The organism is Citrobacter sp. Cf087, assembly GCF_030334285.1.
Taxonomy (GTDB): domain Bacteria; phylum Pseudomonadota; class Gammaproteobacteria; order Enterobacterales; family Enterobacteriaceae; genus Citrobacter; species Citrobacter freundii.
On sequence record NZ_JAOWED010000022.1, the window covers coordinates 143,964 to 161,890 of the forward strand.

Genomic DNA, 17,927 nt, shown 5'->3' on the forward strand with positions numbered 1-17,927 from the left:
GAGTGACGTATTTTGAGGAATAACGATGAAAAGAATCGCAATCACCTGTGCATTACTGTCGAGCTTTGTGGTGAGCAGTGTCTGGGCTGACGCTGCCAGCGACCTGAAAAGCCGTCTGGATAAAGTCAGTAGCTTCCATGCCAGCTTTACTCAGAAGGTCACGGACGGCAGCGGCGCAGCGGTGCAGGAAGGTCAGGGTGATTTATGGGTTAAACGTCCTAATCTGTTTAACTGGCATATGACCCAGCCTGATGAGAGCATCCTGGTTTCCGATGGGAAAACGCTGTGGTTCTTTAACCCGTTTGTTGAACAGGCGACCGCGACCTGGCTGAAAGACGCCACGGGCAATACGCCGTTCATGCTGATCGCGCGTAACCAGGCCAGTGACTGGCAGCAGTACAACATTAAGCAAAACGGCGATGATTTCGTGCTGACGCCAAAAACCAGCAGCGGTAACCTGAAGCAGTTTACGATCAATGTTGGGCGTGACGGGACGATCCATCAGTTTAGCGCCGTTGAGCAAGACGATCAGCGCAGCAGCTATCAGCTGAAATCTCAGCAGAATGGTGCGATTGAACCTTCCAAATTCACCTTTACCCCGCCGCAAGGTGTAACGGTTGACGATCAACGTAAGTAGAGGCGTGTGAGTGAGCAATCTGTCGCTCGACTTTTCTGATAATACCTTTCAGCCACTGGCCGCGCGTATGCGGCCAGAAAATCTAGCGCAGTATATCGGCCAGCAGCATTTGTTGGCTGCGGGTAAACCCTTGCCGCGCGCTATCGAGGCCGGGCACCTGCACTCCATGATTTTATGGGGGCCACCGGGGACGGGGAAAACCACCCTTGCCGAAGTCATTGCCCGTTACGCTAACGCCGATGTCGAACGCATTTCGGCGGTTACGTCTGGTGTAAAAGAGATTCGTGAAGCGATTGAGCGTGCGCGTCAGAACCGTAACGCTGGTCGGCGTACGATCCTGTTTGTCGACGAAGTTCACCGTTTTAATAAAAGCCAGCAGGATGCGTTTTTACCGCATATTGAAGACGGTACCATCACGTTTATTGGCGCCACCACTGAAAATCCCTCGTTTGAACTGAACTCGGCGCTGCTGTCGCGGGCGCGTGTTTATTTACTGAAATCGTTAACCACCGACGACATTGAACAGGTGCTGGACCAGGCAATGTCAGACAAAGCGCGGGGTTACGGCGGCCAGGATATCGTACTGCCGCCAGAGACGCGTCGGGCTATTGCCGAACTGGTTAATGGTGACGCGCGCCGGGCGCTGAATACGCTGGAAATGATGGCCGATATGGCCGAAGTTGATGATTCTGGCAAGCGTGTATTGAAACCAGAATTGCTCACTGAAATTGCCGGTGAGCGCAGCGCACGCTTCGATAATAAAGGCGATCGTTTTTACGATCTCATCTCCGCATTACATAAGTCGGTTCGCGGCAGTGCACCGGATGCAGCGCTTTATTGGTATGCGCGCATCATTAGTGCAGGCGGTGACCCGCTGTATGTTGCTCGTCGCTGCCTGGCAATTGCCTCTGAAGATGTGGGCAATGCCGATCCTCGCGCCATGCAGGTGGCAATTTCCGCATGGGACTGCTTTACCCGTGTGGGACCAGCGGAAGGCGAACGTGCGATTGCTCAGGCGATTGTTTATCTGGCCTGCGCGCCGAAAAGTAATGCAGTTTACACCGCCTTCAAAGCTGCGCTGGCTGATGCACGTGAACGTCCGGATTACGACGTGCCGGTTCACCTGCGCAATGCGCCGACGAAGCTGATGAAGGAGATGGGCTACGGTCAGGAGTATCGTTACGCCCATGATGAACCAAATGCCTATGCTGCCGGAGAAGAGTACTTCCCGCAGGAAATGGCACAAACGCGCTATTATCACCCCACAAACAGAGGTCTTGAAGGCAAGATTGGCGAAAAGCTCGCCTGGCTCGCCGGACAGGATCAAAATAGCCCTATAAAACGCTACCGTTAGTGTTATCGTTGCGGTAATGTTGTCTCTGTATCCCTGTGACCGCAGGCTGTGGTCACTTTCTCCTATTTTAATTCGATAAGCACAGGATAAGCATGCTCGATCCCAATCTGCTGCGTAATGAGCCAGACGCAGTCGCAGAAAAACTGGCAAGCCGGGGCTTTAAGCTGGATGTAGATAAGCTGCGCGCTCTTGAAGAGCGTCGTAAAGTTCTGCAGGTACAAACTGAAAACCTGCAGGCAGAGCGTAACTCTCGATCGAAATCCATCGGCCAGGCAAAAGCGCGCGGGGAAGATATCGAGTCTTTACGTCTGGAAGTGAACAAACTGGGCGAAGAGCTGGATGCCGCGAAAGCTGAACTTGATACCTTACAGGCCGAGATCCGCGATATTGCGCTGACCATTCCTAACCTGCCAGCGGACGAAGTTCCGGTGGGTAAAGATGAAAATGACAACGTCGAAGTCAGCCGCTGGGGTACACCACGTGAGTTTGATTTCGAAGTGCGCGATCACGTTACTCTGGGTGAAATGCACACGGGTCTTGATTTCGCCGCGGCGGTTAAGCTGACTGGCTCTCGTTTCGTTGTTATGAAAGGCCAGATCGCACGCATGCACCGTGCGCTGTCTCAGTTTATGCTGGATCTGCATACCGAACAGCATGGTTACAGCGAAAACTACGTTCCGTATCTGGTTAACCATGACACGCTGTACGGAACAGGCCAACTGCCGAAATTTGCTGGCGATCTGTTCCACACCCGCCCGCTGGATGAAGAAGCTGACAGCAGCAACTATGCGTTGATCCCAACGGCAGAAGTGCCGCTGACCAACCTGGTACGTGACGAAATCATCGACGAAGATGCGCTGCCGATCAAAATGACTGCGCATACGCCGTGCTTCCGTTCTGAAGCAGGTTCTTACGGTCGTGATACCCGTGGTCTGATCCGTATGCACCAGTTCGATAAAGTTGAGATGGTGCAGATCGTTCGCCCGGAAGACTCTATGGACGCGCTGGAAGAGATGACCGGTCATGCTGAGAAGGTCCTGCAACTGTTGGGTCTGCCGTATCGCAAGATCATCCTGTGCACTGGCGACATGGGCTTCGGCGCATGCAAAACCTACGATCTGGAAGTGTGGATCCCGGCGCAGAACACCTATCGTGAAATCTCCTCTTGCTCCAACGTGTGGGATTTCCAGGCTCGTCGTATGCAGGCGCGTTGCCGCAGTAAATCCGACAAAAAGACCCGTTTAGTACATACGCTGAATGGTTCTGGTCTGGCGGTAGGACGTACGCTGGTTGCGGTAATGGAAAACTATCAGCAGGCTGATGGCCGCATTCAGGTTCCGGAAGTGTTGCGTCCGTACATGAATGGCCTGGAATTCATCGGCTAAGCTACCTTTCCCTGCTAAAAAAGCGCCTCCGGGCGCTTTTTTTATGCCTGTTTGACGCTGGACAATAACATCTACCTCCATAGGAGTAATACTGCCTTCAAATGAAAGTCAGTATTTATCTCTGTCTTTTCGCAAATTCAGTATCTACCAGTCTTTATATCGATAGTAACGCTATATAAAAATCTATACAACGGATATTTGCCTTTTGTTTATTGTGAGCAGCAGAGTGAGCCACTATGAAAACTAAGATCCCCGATGCCATGCTGGCAGCTGAGGTTAGTCGCCGAGGTTTGGTGAAAACGACGGCGATAGGCGGACTGGCGGTGGCCAGTAGCGCGTTTACCCTGCCATTTACCCGTATTGCAAATGCTGCAGAAGCCCTTAATCCAACACAGGCCAGTGAGAAAGTCATCTGGAGCGCGTGTACGGTGAACTGTGGTAGCCGCTGTCCTCTGCGTATGCACGTGGTAGATGGTGAAATAAAGTATGTTGAAACCGACAACACCGGTGATGACAACTACGACGGTTTGCATCAGGTACGCGCCTGTCTGCGAGGTCGCTCCATGCGTCGTCGCGTCTATAATCCCGATCGTCTGAAATACCCGATGAAACGCGTCGGCAAGCGTGGCGAAGGTAAATTTGAGCGTATCAGCTGGGATGAAGCCTACGACATCATTGCCAGCAATATGCAGCGTCTTATCAAAGACTACGGCAACGAGTCTATCTACCTGAACTACGGCACAGGTACGCTGGGCGGCACCCTGACACGCTCCTGGCCACCGGGCAAAACGCTGGTAGCACGTCTGATGAACTGCTGTGGTGGCTACCTGAACCACTACGGTGACTACTCTTCAGCGCAAATCGCTGCCGGGTTGAACTACACCTACGGCGGCTGGGCAGACGGTAACAGCCCGTCAGACATTGAAAACAGCAAGCTGGTGGTTCTGTTCGGGAATAACCCAGGTGAAACCCGTATGAGCGGGGGTGGGGTAACCTATTACCTTGAACAGGCGCGACAGAAATCCAATGCCCGCATGATCATTATCGATCCTCGCTACACGGATACTGGTGCGGGTCGTGAAGATGAGTGGATCCCCATCCGTCCTGGTACGGATGCCGCGCTGGTAAATGGGCTGGCGTATGTTCTGATCACCGAAAACATGGTTGATCAACCGTTCCTTGACAAATATTGCGTAGGTTACGACGAGAAAACCTTACCGGCAGATGCACCGAAAAACGGTCACTATAAGGCGTATATTCTTGGGCAGGGCAAAGACGGTATTGCCAAGACCCCGGAATGGGCAGCGCAAATTACCGGGATTCCTGCTGAACGAATCGTCAAACTGGCACGTGAAATCGGTAGCGCTAAACCGGCATACATCAGCCAGGGGTGGGGACCGCAGCGTCATGCTAATGGTGAAATAGCGACCCGCGCCATTTCTATGCTGGCTATTCTGACCGGTAACGTTGGGATTAACGGCGGCAACAGCGGGGCGCGTGAGGGCTCATACAGTTTGCCGTTTGAACGTATGCCTACGCTGGAAAACCCTGTAGAAACCAGTATCTCGATGTTTATGTGGACGGACGCCATTGAGCGAGGTCCGGAGATGACGGCGCTGCGTGACGGTGTTCGTGGTAAAGATAAGCTCGATGTTCCGATTAAGATGATCTGGAACTATGCGGGTAACTGCCTGATTAACCAGCACTCCGACATCAACCGCACACACGAAATCCTACAGGATGATAAGAAGTGCGAGATGATCGTTGTCATCGACTGCCATATGACCTCCTCGGCGAAATACGCGGATATTTTGCTGCCGGACTGTACCGCTTCGGAGCAGATGGACTTCGCACTGGATGCCTCCTGCGGGAATATGTCGTATGTGATTTTCACCGATCAGGCGATCAAACCACGCTTCGAATGCAAGACTATCTACCAGATGACCAGCGAGCTTGCGAAACGCCTTGGCGTTGAGCAGCAGTTTACAGAAGGTCGCACTCAGGAAGAGTGGATGCGTCATCTGTACGAGCAGTCGCGCAAAGCGATTCCTGAACTGCCAACGTTTGAAGAATTCCGCAAGCAGGGGATCTTTAAACAGCGTGACCCACAGGGGCATCACGTGGCGTACAAGGCGTTCCGTGAGGATCCTGACGCCAATCCGCTGACTACTCCGTCAGGTAAGATCGAAATTTATTCGCAGCAACTTGCCGAGATCGCGGCGACCTGGGAACTGCCGGAAGGTGATGTGATTGATCCACTGCCGATTTATACCCCAGGATTTGAAAGCATAAACGATCCTCTGGTGGAGAAATTCCCTCTGCAATTGACCGGCTTCCACTACAAATCTCGCGTCCACTCTACCTATGGCAACGTTGATGTTCTGAAAGCATCCTGCCGTCAGGAAATGTGGATCAACCCGATGGATGCGCAGAGACGCGGCATTAACAACGGCGACAAGGTGCGCATCTTTAACGATCGTGGTGAAGTGCACATCGAGGCGAAAGTAACGCCGCGTATGATGCCTGGCGTGGTGGCACTAGGCGAAGGGGCGTGGTATGACCCGGACGCAAAACGCGTGGACCAGGGCGGTTGTATTAACGTCCTGACGACCCAGCGTCCGTCTCCTCTCGCGAAGGGGAACCCATCACACACGAACCTTGTTCAGGTTGAAAAGGTGTAAGGAGTAACCGATGACAACCCAGTATGGATTTTTTATTGATTCCAGCCGTTGCACCGGTTGCAAAACCTGCGAACTGGCCTGCAAAGACTTCAAAAATTTAACCCCGGAAGTCAGCTTCCGCCGCATTTATGAATACGCGGGCGGTGACTGGCAGGAGGATAACGGCGTCTGGCATCAGAATGTCTTTGCCTATTACCTCTCCATTGCGTGTAACCACTGCGAAGACCCAGCCTGTACCAAGGTGTGTCCGAGTGGCGCCATGCACAAACGTGAAGATGGCTTTGTCGTTGTCGATGAGGACGTGTGCATTGGCTGTCGGTATTGCCACATGGCCTGTCCTTACGGCGCGCCGCAGTACAATGCTGAAAAAGGGCATATGACTAAATGCGATGGCTGCCATGAGCGCGTCGCTGAAGGTAAGAAACCTATCTGCGTCGAGTCCTGTCCACTGCGTGCGCTGGATTTTGGCCCAATTGATGAACTGCGCAAAAAACACGGTGCTTTGGCTGCGGTTGCACCACTACCGGGCGCGCACTTTACCAAACCGAGTATTGTCATCAAACCTAACGCCAATAGCCGCCCGACCGGGGATACCACAGGTTATCTGGCCAATCCGAAGGAGGTGTAAGATGGGAAGTGGATGGCATGAATGGCCGCTGATGATCTTCACGGTCTTCGGACAGTGTGTGGTTGGTGGCTTTATCGTTCTGGCGCTGGCGTTGATGAAAGGTGACTTACGTCCAGAATCGCAGCAGCGCGTGATTGCCTGCATGTTTGGGCTGTGGGTATTAATGGGCATTGGCTTCATTGCTTCTATGCTCCACCTGGGCTCACCGATGCGCGCCTTTAACTCGCTCAATCGCGTAGGGTCTTCGGCGTTGAGTAACGAAATTGCCAGCGGTTCAATCTTCTTTGCCGTTGGTGGTATCGGCTGGCTGCTGGCCACGTTGAAAAAAATGTCGCCCGCATTACGCAATCTGTGGTTAGTTGTCACCATGGTGCTGGGTGTGATTTTTGTCTGGATGATGGTACGCGTTTATAACACCATTGATACTGTGCCGACCTGGTACAGCGTCTGGACTCCGCTGGGCTTCTTCCTGACGATGTTTATGGGCGGTCCGCTGCTGGGGTATCTGTTACTGAGAATTGCTGGCGTGGATGGTTGGGCGATGCGCCTGCTGCCGGCAATTTCAGTGCTTGCTCTGGTCGTAAGCGCCATTATGTCTGTCATGCAGGGGGCTGAACTGGCGACGATCCACAGTTCTGTTCAACAGGCTTCTGCGCTGGTTCCGGATTACGGCTCGCTGATGGCGTGGCGGATTGTGGCGCTGGCATTAGCGTTGTGCTGCTGGATTGTACCGCAAGTGAAGGGCTACCAGCCTGCTGTTCCGCTGCTTTCCGTGGCGTTTATTTTGCTGTTAGTCGGCGAGCTGATTGGTCGTGGCGTGTTCTACGGGCTGCATATGACAGTCGGTATGGCGGTGGCGAGTTAATCCAAACTATGCCGGATGGCGGTTTGCGTCTTATCAGGCCTACAGATCTGTAGGCCTTAAAGCTGCGCGTCATCAGGCAATATGTCAGGCTAGGGCTTTCGCCCTGGTTTTACTTCTGCTTAGTTAACGTGTCGTAGCTGGTCATCAGATTGCGGTAGTCCGGAATGTGATTCGAGAACAGCGTTGCCAGACCTTCGATATCGTTGCGCCAGTCGCGGTGCAGCTCGCACGCTACTCCGAACCATGTCATCAACTGAGCGCCTGCTTGAGACATCCGATCCCAAGCTGAATGACGGGTAATTTCATTAAATGTGCCTGAAGCATCGGTTACCACAAAGACGTCAAAGCCTTCTTCAATAGCTGAGAGCGCAGGGAAGGCGACGCAAACTTCTGTCACGACACCGGCGATAATCAGCTGCTTTTTGCCGGTCGCTTTCACTGCCTTCACGAAATCTTCGTTATCCCATGCGTTAATGTTTCCTGGGCGAGCAATATAGGGCGCATCGGGAAATTGCGCTTTCAGTTCCGGTACCAGCGGCCCGTTTGGTCCTGTCTCAAAACTGGTTGTCAGAATGGTTGGGAGGTTGAAGTATTTTGCTAAGTCACCCAGGGCTAGCACGTTGTTTTTAAATTTATCGGGATCGATATCCCGAACCAGAGAGAGCAGGCCTGCCTGATGGTCGACCAGCAGTACTGCCGCATTATCTTTATCAAGTCTTACGTAAGGTTTAGTCATGATATTTCTCCTGTTCAGCTCAGTGGGGAAATTTGATGAGTTTAAGTCTACGAAAAGAACGATATCTGGAGTAGATGCCTAAATAAGAACTCACTGTTCTATTTTGAAGACAATGCAGCTCAGCATCCCGCATTGAGTTTAGTAAGAAATAAAAGTAAGGGTAATCCATGAAATTTTTCGACTGAACGTAACGCGAGATTTTTGTTTTAGATCAATAAAAACAAGCAGATGTGATTTTGTATTTTTTATCTATTCACATTAAGAATCAGTAATGCAAATCGATCGACCAGAAAGCGCCTCAGCCCTCTGATTACGCCGATTGACAATGTTTTTAGCAGTGGCATGATGCGCATGAAATTTGAACTTCCTCACGGTTTTTATTCATGTCCACCTATACCCGTCCCGTCATGCTATTGCTGTGCGGGCTACTTCTGTTGACCCTGGCGATCGCCGTGTTAAACACGCTCGTCCCGCTTTGGCTCGCCCATGAAAATCTGCCCACCTGGCAGGTAGGCGTGGTGAGCTCGTCCTACTTTACCGGTAATCTGGTAGGGACGTTGTTGACAGGGTATTTAATAAAACATCTGGGTTTTAACCGCAGCTATTACATCGCCTCGCTTATTTTTGCCGCGGGCTGTGTCGGGCTGGGGATTATGGTGGGATTCTGGAGCTGGATGACCTGGCGTTTTATCGCCGGTGTTGGCTGCGCCATGATTTGGGTGGTGGTGGAAAGCGCGCTGATGTGCAGCGGGACTTCGCGTAATCGCGGACGTTTGCTTGCCGCCTATATGATGATCTATTACGTGGGGACGTTTTTAGGCCAGCTGCTGGTGAGTAAAGTATCCACGGAATTGATGAACGTCCTGCCGTGGGTGACGGGTACTATCCTGGCGGGTGTTTTGCCGCTGCTGTTTACGCGCATTGCCAATCAGCAGGGTGATGAGCAACGGTCTACGCCTATTGTCTCCATGCTGAAACTCCGCCAGGCGCGTCTGGGCGTGAATGGCTGTATTATTTCCGGGATTGTGCTGGGGTCTTTATATGGCCTGATGCCGCTGTATCTCAATCATCAGGGGGTGAGTAACGCCAGCATTGGTTTCTGGATGGCGGTCCTGGTAAGTGCAGGTATTCTGGGGCAATGGCCGATTGGCCGTCTGGCGGACAAGCTGGGACGACTGTTGGTTTTACGCGTCCAGGTCTTCGTGGTGATCGTCGGGAGTATCGCCATGCTGAATCAGGCGGCGATGGCGCCCGCGTTGTTTATGTTGGGTGCGGCAGGCTTTACCCTCTACCCGGTCGCGATGGCCTGGGCCTGTGAAAAGGTGGAACATCATCAGCTGGTCGCCATGAATCAGGCATTGTTATTGAGCTATACCGTGGGCAGTCTGCTGGGTCCTTCATTTACTGCGATGCTGATGCAGAATTATTCAGATAGCTTGCTGTTTATCATGATCGCCAGCGTATCGTTTATTTATTTACTGATGCTGTTGCGTAAAACGGGCCATACACCCAATTCTATTGCGCACATTTGACCTGATTTAACAGAATATGAACAGGTTCCCATAAAGCATACATACTGTTTATGTATGCTTTATGGGAACCTGCATTATTTAATCACACACTTCTTTCCTGAAAATAAAGTGTGCAGAAGGTTATAGTTTTACATCCTGCCGTTTCCGCTCGCTCATTTTACCGCGCATAATCCCACGCCTCATTTATTTATAATCATAAAGCTTCCACGAAGGATTGCGTATGGCTGGTGTGCAGGAAAAACAATTGCGATGGTACAACATTGCATTGATGTCTTTTATTACCGTTTGGGGTTTTGGCAACGTCGTTAACAACTATGCCAATCAGGGATTAGTTGTTGTCTCCTCTTGGATCTTTATTTTCGCGCTCTATTTTATACCTTATGCGTTGATCGTCGGGCAGCTTGGCTCAACTTTTAAAGAGGGTAAAGGCGGCGTCAGTACCTGGATTAAACATACCATGGGGCCAGGGCTGGCCTATCTTGCTGCATGGACCTATTGGGTTGTGCATATTCCTTATCTGGCGCAAAAACCGCAGGCTATTCTGATTGCGCTGGGATGGGCGCTGAAGGGCGATGGTTCGTTGATTAAAGAGTACACCGTCGTGGCGTTGCAGGGGCTGACACTGGCGCTGTTTGTCTTTTTCATGTGGGTTGCGTCCCGTGGCATGAAATCGCTGAAAATTGTTGGGTCAGTTGCAGGCATCGCGATGTTTGTGATGTCCATTTTGTATGTCGTGATGGCGGTAACTGCGCCTGCAATTACGGATGTGCAGATAGCGACAACTAATATCACCTGGGAATCGTTTATCCCGCACATTGATTTTACCTACATTACCACGATCTCCATGCTGGTCTTTGCCGTGGGCGGCGCGGAGAAAATTTCGCCATACGTTAATCAGACACGTAATCCGGGCAAAGAATTTCCGAAAGGGATGCTCGTTCTGGCTGTTATGGTGGCGGTATGTGCGATTCTCGGGTCGCTGGCTATGGGAATGATGTTTGACTCCCGGCATATTCCAGATGACCTGATGACGAATGGTCAATATTACGCCTTCCAGAAACTGGGTGAGTATTATGGTATGGGTAATTCGCTGATGGTTATTTACGCGATTGCCAATACGCTGGGACAGATTGCGGCATTGGTATTTTCTATTGATGCACCGCTTAAAGTTCTGCTGGGTGATGCTGATCGTAAATATATTCCCGAGAGCCTGTGTAAAACCAACGCTTCCGGTACGCCGGTAAATGGTTATATTCTGACGCTGGTGCTGGTGGCGATTCTGATTATGTTGCCAACACTGGGAATTGGCGACATGAACAATCTGTATAAATGGCTATTGAATCTTAACTCTGTCGTGATGCCATTGCGTTATTTATGGGTGTTTGTGGCGTTCATTGCCGTTATTCGTCTGGCGCAAAAATATAAATCGGAATATGTCTTTATTCGCAACCGATCGCTTGCAATGACCGTGGGGATCTGGTGCTTTGCCTTTACCGCATTTGCCTGTCTGACCGGGATTTTCCCGAAAATGGAAGCCTTCACCCCAGAGTGGACATTCCAGCTCACGCTGAATATTGTGACGCCATTTGTGCTGGTTGGACTGGGATTGATTTTCCCGTTACTGGCGAGAAGAGGGCGTTAAGGCAGAGTCAGGTGGGTAACGTATCTGTTACCCACCATAAAAATCAATACATCACTTTATGTCCATATTGCTCGAGAATACCCTTCACGCGCTCCATGGTCTCTTTCTTCGGCGGTTTGACGCCATCCAGTTTGTACTCTTCGCCCATTGCCACCCATTTGTGTTTGCCCAGCTCGTGGTAAGGCAGCAGCTCGATTTTTTCAACGTTGCCCATATCGCGGGTAAATTCGCCAAGGCGGTGTGCGGAGTCGTCATCGTCAGACCAGCCAGGTACGACAACATAGCGGATCCACACTTTGATGTCTTTGTTGGACAGGTAACGCGCGAACTCGAGTGTACGATGGTTAGACACACCCACCAGATTCTGATGGATTTCATCGTTCATTTGTTTGAGATCGAGCATGACCAGGTCGGTGACTTCCAGCAGCTCATCGATCACCGGATCGTAGCGACGAACAAAACCGTTAGTATCCAGACAAGTATGAATACCTTCTTTTTTACAGGCCCGGAACCAGTCACGTACGAATTCAGCTTGCAAGATAGCTTCGCCGCCAGACGCTGTCACGCCGCCTCCGGAGGCGTTCATAAAGTGGCGGTAGGTCACCACCTCTTTCATTAATTCGTCAACGGTAACTTCTTTACCGCCGTGCGTATCCCACGTATCGCGGTTATGGCAATACAGGCAGCGCATCAGGCAGCCCTGAAAGAAGGTAATAAAACGGATGCCCGGGCCATCAACAGTGCCACAGGATTCAAAGGAGTGAATGCGACCAATAACTGACATTGCGGTGTTTCTCCAGGTGTGGCCCATCCGGGGCCAGTGTTAGTGCACAGTTATTAACTGTGTCGAGTCTGTTTTGGCTGCTATCCATAAGTATAGATGGCTGACAAAGCAGGCTATTAAAAAGGCCCCACTTACGTGGAGCCTTTATTGTACGCTTTTTAAAGTACGATTTCAGTCAAAACCAATTACATGGTCTGAGTGAAGGTACGAGTGATAACGTCCTGCTGCTGTTCTTTAGTCAGGGAGTTAAAACGTACTGCGTAGCCAGAAACGCGGATGGTCAGCTGCGGATATTTTTCCGGATGTTCCATCGCATCCAGCAGCATTTCACGGTTCATGACGTTCACGTTCAGGTGCTGACCACCTTCGATGGACGCTTCGTGGTGGAAGTAACCATCCATCAGACCCGCCAGGTTGGTCTTACGAACTTCGTCGTCTTTACCCAGAGCGTTCGGAACGATAGAGAAGGTGTAAGAGATACCATCTTTAGCGTAAGCAAACGGCAGTTTAGCAACGGAGGTCAGAGAGGCAACAGCACCTTTCTGGTCACGGCCGTGCATTGGGTTAGCACCCGGTCCGAACGGCGCGCCAGCACGACGACCATCTGGGGTGTTACCAGTTTTCTTACCATAAACCACGTTAGAGGTGATGGTCAGAACAGACTGAGTCGGGATAGCGTTACGATAAGTAGTCAGTTTCTGAATTTTCTTCATGAAACGTTCTACCAGGTCAACCGCCATGTCATCAACGCGAGAGTCGTTGTTACCAAACTGCGGGTATTCGCCTTCGATTTCGAAGTCGATAGCCAGACCGTCTTCGTCACGAATCGGTTTAACTTTCGCATATTTGATTGCAGACAGGGAGTCAGCAGCAACGGACAGACCAGCGATACCACACGCCATGGTGCGGATAACGTCACGGTCGTGCAGCGCCATCAGAGAGGCTTCGTAGCTGTACTTGTCGTGCATGTAGTGAATAACGTTCAGTGCAGTGACGTACTGTTTAGCCAGCCAATCCATGAAGTGATCCATGCGGTCCATAACTTCGTCGAAGTTCAGAACGTCGCCTTTGATCGGTTCAGATTTAGGACCAACCTGCATTTTCAGTTTTTCATCAACGCCACCGTTGATTGCGTACAGCATGGTTTTCGCCAGGTTTGCACGCGCACCGAAGAACTGCATTTGTTTACCAACAACCATCGGGCTTACGCAGCAAGCGATAGCGTAGTCGTCGTTGTTGAAGTCCGGACGCATCAGGTCATCGTTCTCGTACTGCAGAGAAGAGGTGTCGATGGACACTTTAGCGGCGAATTTCTTGAAGTTCAGAGGCAGTTTTTCAGACCACAGAACAGTGATGTTCGGCTCCGGAGAAGGACCCATGGTGTACAGGGTGTTCAGGAAGCGGAAGCTGTTTTTGGTAACCAGAGTACGGCCATCAACGCCCATACCACCGATAGATTCAGTTGCCCAAATCGGGTCACCGGAGAACAGTTCATCATATTCAGGAGTACGCAGGAAGCGAACCATACGCAGTTTCATGACCAGGTGGTCGATCATTTCCTGTGCGTCTTGCTCGGTGATTTTGCCTGCTTTCAGGTCACGTTCGATGTAAGCATCCAGGAAGGTGGATACGCGACCGAAGGACATTGCTGCACCGTTCTGAGATTTAACAGCGGCCAGGTAGCCGAAGTAAGTCCACTGGATAGCTTCCTGAGCGTTGGTAGCCGGACCAGAGATATCGCAGCCATATTTAGCAGCCATTTCTTTGATCTGACCCAGAGCGCGGTGCTGTTCAGCGATTTCTTCACGCAGACGGATAGTTGCTTCCAGGTTTACGCCGTTTTCCAGATCGGACTGCAGAGAGACGAACTGAGCGTATTTGTCTTTCATCAGGTAGTCGATACCGTACAGCGCAACGCGACGGTAGTCACCGATGATACGGCCACGGCCATACGCATCTGGCAGACCAGTCAGAACACCGGATTTACGGCAGTTCAGAATGTCTTTGGTGTAAACATCGAATACGCCCTGGTTGTGGGTTTTGCGGTATTCGGTGAAGATTTTTTTCAGCATCGGGTCCAGTTCGCGATTGTACGCTTTGCAGGAACCTTCAACCATTTTGATGCCGCCAAACGGAATGATCGCACGTTTCAGCGGAGCTTCAGTCTGCAGACCAACAATCTTCTCGAGCGCTTTGTTGATGTAGCCTGCGTCGTGAGAAGTGATGGTAGAAGCAACGGAGGTGTCAAAGTCAACAGGCGCGTGAGTGCGGTTTTCCTGTTTAACGCCTTCCATCACGCTGTCCCACAGTGCAGTGGTCGCATCAGTTGCGCCAGCCAGGAAGGACTCGTCACCCTCATATGGAGTGTAGTTTTTCTGAATGAAGTCACGTACGTTTACTTCATTCTGCCAGTCACCTTTGGTAAAACCTTCCCAGGCTGTGGCTAACTTTTCATTAAGCTCGGACATGTAACACCTACCTTCTTAAGTGGATTTTTTATTTACTGCGTGTAATGGGCATCATCAGATTAATGATGATCGTTACCACGCAGATAAATGACCCAGTATGTCAACCCGACCAACAAACCGCCGCCGATAATGTTACCGATCGTAACCGGAATCAGGTTATCGGTGATGAAATTCATCACGGTCAGGTGAGAAAAATTCTCCGGAGAAGACCCAACTGCGGTCCAGAATTCCGGGGTGGCGAAATCGCGTATTACAATACCCATAGGGATCATAAACATGTTTGCGATACTGTGCTCAAAACCGCTGGCAACAAACATTGCGACCGGTAATACCATGATAAACGCTTTGTCCATCAGGCTGCGGCCCGAGTAGCTCATCCATACCGCCAGGCATACCATCAGGTTAGCCAGGATGCCAAGACTTACCGCCTCAACAAAAGTATGGTGCACTTTGTGGTCGGCTGTTTGTAGGACGTTGAGCCCCCACGCGCCGTTGGCGGTCATGTATTCGCCGGAAAGCCACATCAATAGCACGAAGAGCAAGCAACCCACCAGGTTACCGACATAAACGTTAAGCCAGTTTTTAGCCAATTGGCCCCAGGTAATACGACCACTGGCTTTTGCTACGACAATCAATACGGTTGAGGTGAAGAGGTCTGCGCCGCAGACAACACAAAGAATCAGCCCCAGGGAAAAGCAGATACCACCTACTAATTTTGCCATGCCGAAAGGCATAGTTCCGGTACCGGTTGTGGCGGTGATATAGAAAACAAAGGCAATTGAAATGAATACACCGGCAGTAATTGCCAGATAGAACGTCTTAAGCGGATGTTTCGTTGCTTTATAGACGCCTGCTTCTTCGGCAACTTTGGCCATTGCAGCAGGTAGAATAAGATCAAAAGGGTTGTCAGCTTTCACACTAACTCTCTCTTTATTAAGTCGGCGACGAGATACTAACAAAGCATTATAGATGAGAATTTGATATAGATCATATCTCGCCTGGCTTATAGGCCCGCAAGACGCATGGTTTTTATGCGATTACGGAGTAACTTGTTGATTATCCATATAAAAATAAATTTTAAAAATTATAAAGTGAGTTGAATTTTTTCTTTTTGTCTCCTGTCAGACGGTTAATTAAAATGGAGTAATTGAGATAAAAAACCACATTAATATGCTAATTTTTTTAATATCAACTACTAATATTTAACCTTGTTTTTACATTTATTTTCCGATTTGACCAAAATAAAAAAACAGGGCGCTTAAAGCGCCCCGTAATATATCCCAGACAATACTTTTAGCCTACTTAGCGCAGGCTGACTGTCATTATTTTGACCAATGTGCCGCTTTCGCGCGCTGCAGTTTTTCATAGGCTTTCAGCAGAGACTGATGCGCCGGGAAAGCTTGCAGATCGTTATCAACGGTTTGCAACCCGTAGAATGGCGCTTCGCCACTCAATGCCGCACTTGCCGCTTCAACCGCCTCTGCGCCGTACATGCGGACAAATGCGTTCAGATATTGCAGCGGCTGACGGTCCTCTTCCTGAGACAGCAGCAACAATGTTTGCAGGCAGCGATAGTAGTTTGCACGTTCCGCGCTAAAGACGGAGGCGTTAAATTCCATCGTCCATTCTGTCCACACCAGCGCCTGCTCCAGATCGCCACCGGCCAGCGCCAGCATCACTTTAAGCTCGCCAATACGCAGGGTGTACCAACCGTTATCTGCACCGGTCGCCAGACCGAGTAGCTCGCGTACGCGGGTGAAGTCGTCAAAGCCTTCTTCATCCAGTTGTTCGATCAGATTGAGATAGTCTTCTTTATCCCATTCGCTGCCCGGCAGAGAGAGAATGGTGTCACGCAGATGGGCGCCCATAGCGTTGTTAGCTAACCACAGATCTTCTGCCGGATAGATGTCAGACATTCCCGGCACAATAATGCGGCACGCGTAAACGCTCAGGTGCTCATAGTCAGCGATATACACTTCTTTATCTTCAGCATTGAAGATGGCCATCAGGGTGGCGAACTCTTCTTCCGTGGTGCCAGAGAAATTCCAGTCAACGAACGGATAATCGGCATCCTGCTTGAACAGATCCCATGAGATCAAACCGCTGGAATCAATGAAATGGGTTTCAAGGTTAGTGTGTTCAGCCACTTCTTCGTCGTCAAAGGTCGGTGGGGTGAAGACATCAAGATCTTTCAGACCACGACCCTGCAGCAGTTCAGTGACGGTACGTTCCAGCGCCACGCCGAAATCCGGGTGTGCGCCGAAGGAAGCGAAGCAGGTACCGTTGGTCGGGTTGAACAGGACAACGCAAATCACCGGATACTTGCCACCCAGCGAGCCATCGTAGGCGAAAATTGGGAAACCTTCAGCTTCCAGTGTGGCGATGGACTCCACCACTGCCGGATAGCGCGCCATGACTTCGGCCGGGATTTCCGGCAGGCTGATGCTTTCCGCAATAATGCGGTTCTTCACATGACGCTCAAAGACTTCAGACAGGCCCTGAACGCGCGCTTCGTTAGGCGTGTTACCCGCGGACATGCCGTTAGAAACATACAGGTTGCCGATAATATTCATCGGAATATAGACAATCTGGTTATCCGACTGACGGGTAAACGGCAGGCCGCAGACGCCACGTTCTTCATTACCAGACTGCAGATCGATAAGCATGCTGCCAGTCAGTTCGTTATCTGGATCGTAAAACGCTCGCAGACGTGCATCCAGTAAACCTTCTGGTACATCGTCTTCTTCTGTCAGCGGGAACCATTTTTCGTTCGGATAATGCACGAACGGGCCATTGGCGATAGTTTCGCCCAACCAGAAATCCGCAAAGAAATAGTTAGTCGACAGACGCTCAAAGTATTCGCCCAGCGCGGAAGCCAACGCCGCTTTTTTCGTCGCGCCTTTACCGTTGGTGAAGCACAGCGCGCATTCTTTGTCGCGAATATGTACAGACCAGACGTTAGGGACGGGATTCAACCACGAGGCTTCTTCAATTTGAAAACCGAGGTCGAGCAATTTTTGCTGGAAGCGAGCGATGGAGTCTTCCAGAGCGGCATCTTTGCCGGGGATAAATGTTTGCGTCATGAAAATCACTTTTGTCGTACGGAAAGCGCGCAATGATACGGGTTTTCAATGAACGGCGCTATCGCCGCCGGAGCTCAGGCGTAAATAAAAGCATTGGCTATGCTTTCTTACAGCCAACTACGTTTAGAGCAT

13 protein-coding genes are annotated in these 17,927 nt (G+C 50.7%); 8 read left to right on the forward strand and 5 right to left on the reverse strand.

Going from position 1 to position 17,927, the window contains the following annotated elements:
* The first annotated feature begins 25 nt into the window (after positions 1–25).
* The 6 genes from lolA to OGV57_RS02710 all read left to right on the forward strand — a co-directional run bounded on the left by lolA (position 26) and on the right by OGV57_RS02710 (position 7,550).
* Entirely contained in the window at positions 26–637 is a 612-nt protein-coding gene (lolA, locus tag OGV57_RS02685; protein ID WP_003831898.1) for an outer membrane lipoprotein periplasmic chaperone LolA, read from the forward strand.
* Positions 638–647: 10 nt separating this feature from the next.
* Complete coding sequence (rarA, locus tag OGV57_RS02690) at positions 648–1,991, forward strand: replication-associated recombination protein RarA (protein WP_003836910.1); 1,344 nt, start codon at positions 648–650, stop codon at positions 1,989–1,991.
* A gap of 92 nt (positions 1,992–2,083) precedes the next feature.
* Complete coding sequence (gene serS, locus OGV57_RS02695; RefSeq protein ID WP_003836908.1) at positions 2,084–3,376, forward strand: serine--tRNA ligase; 1,293 nt, start codon at positions 2,084–2,086, stop codon at positions 3,374–3,376.
* A gap of 236 nt (positions 3,377–3,612) precedes the next feature.
* Positions 3,613–6,057: a dimethylsulfoxide reductase subunit A gene (gene dmsA, locus OGV57_RS02700; protein WP_003836906.1), complete on the forward strand. Its 2,445-nt coding sequence runs from the start codon at positions 3,613–3,615 to the stop codon at positions 6,055–6,057.
* A gap of 10 nt (positions 6,058–6,067) precedes the next feature.
* Positions 6,068–6,685 (forward strand): dimethylsulfoxide reductase iron-sulfur subunit DmsB, encoded by a 618-nt coding sequence (gene dmsB / locus OGV57_RS02705; protein ID WP_003836904.1) that lies wholly within the window; start codon positions 6,068–6,070, stop codon positions 6,683–6,685.
* A 1-nt stretch (position 6,686) separates the two neighbouring features.
* A complete protein-coding gene (locus tag OGV57_RS02710; protein WP_049015937.1) occupies positions 6,687–7,550 on the forward strand; it encodes a dimethyl sulfoxide reductase anchor subunit family protein in 864 nt (287 codons plus the stop codon).
* A gap of 109 nt (positions 7,551–7,659) precedes the next feature.
* Here the strand turns inward: OGV57_RS02710 and ycaC are convergent, their stop codons facing one another.
* Positions 7,660–8,286 (reverse strand): isochorismate family cysteine hydrolase YcaC, encoded by a 627-nt coding sequence (gene ycaC / locus OGV57_RS02715; protein WP_003035746.1) that lies wholly within the window; start codon positions 8,284–8,286, stop codon positions 7,660–7,662.
* A gap of 383 nt (positions 8,287–8,669) precedes the next feature.
* Between ycaC and OGV57_RS02720 the strand changes: the two genes are divergently transcribed.
* Both OGV57_RS02720 and OGV57_RS02725 read left to right on the forward strand, forming a co-directional pair.
* Positions 8,670–9,818 (forward strand): MFS transporter, encoded by a 1,149-nt coding sequence (locus OGV57_RS02720; protein ID WP_046671307.1) that lies wholly within the window; start codon positions 8,670–8,672, stop codon positions 9,816–9,818.
* Positions 9,819–10,038: 220 nt separating this feature from the next.
* Positions 10,039–11,460 carry an amino acid permease gene (locus OGV57_RS02725; protein ID WP_003035749.1) on the forward strand — a complete coding sequence of 474 codons (1,422 nt, stop codon included), beginning with the start codon at positions 10,039–10,041 and terminating at the stop codon, positions 11,458–11,460.
* A gap of 43 nt (positions 11,461–11,503) precedes the next feature.
* On the opposite strand, the gene pflA is transcribed toward OGV57_RS02725, so the two are convergent.
* The 4 genes from pflA to ycaO form a co-directional block, all read right to left on the reverse strand.
* Positions 11,504–12,244, reverse strand: coding sequence for a pyruvate formate lyase 1-activating protein (gene pflA, locus OGV57_RS02730; protein ID WP_003035751.1), 741 nt, complete (start codon positions 12,242–12,244; stop codon positions 11,504–11,506).
* Positions 12,245–12,429: 185 nt separating this feature from the next.
* Positions 12,430–14,712, reverse strand: coding sequence for a formate C-acetyltransferase (pflB, locus tag OGV57_RS02735; protein ID WP_003035753.1), 2,283 nt, complete (start codon positions 14,710–14,712; stop codon positions 12,430–12,432).
* 59 nt (positions 14,713–14,771) lie between these two features.
* On the reverse strand, positions 14,772–15,629 hold the full coding sequence (focA, locus tag OGV57_RS02740; protein WP_003035756.1) for a formate transporter FocA: 858 nt from the start codon (positions 15,627–15,629) through the stop codon (positions 14,772–14,774).
* Between the two features lie 405 nt (positions 15,630–16,034).
* On the reverse strand, positions 16,035–17,795 hold the full coding sequence (gene ycaO, locus OGV57_RS02745; RefSeq protein WP_003836899.1) for a 30S ribosomal protein S12 methylthiotransferase accessory factor YcaO: 1,761 nt from the start codon (positions 17,793–17,795) through the stop codon (positions 16,035–16,037).
* Positions 17,796–17,927 lie beyond the last annotated feature (132 nt).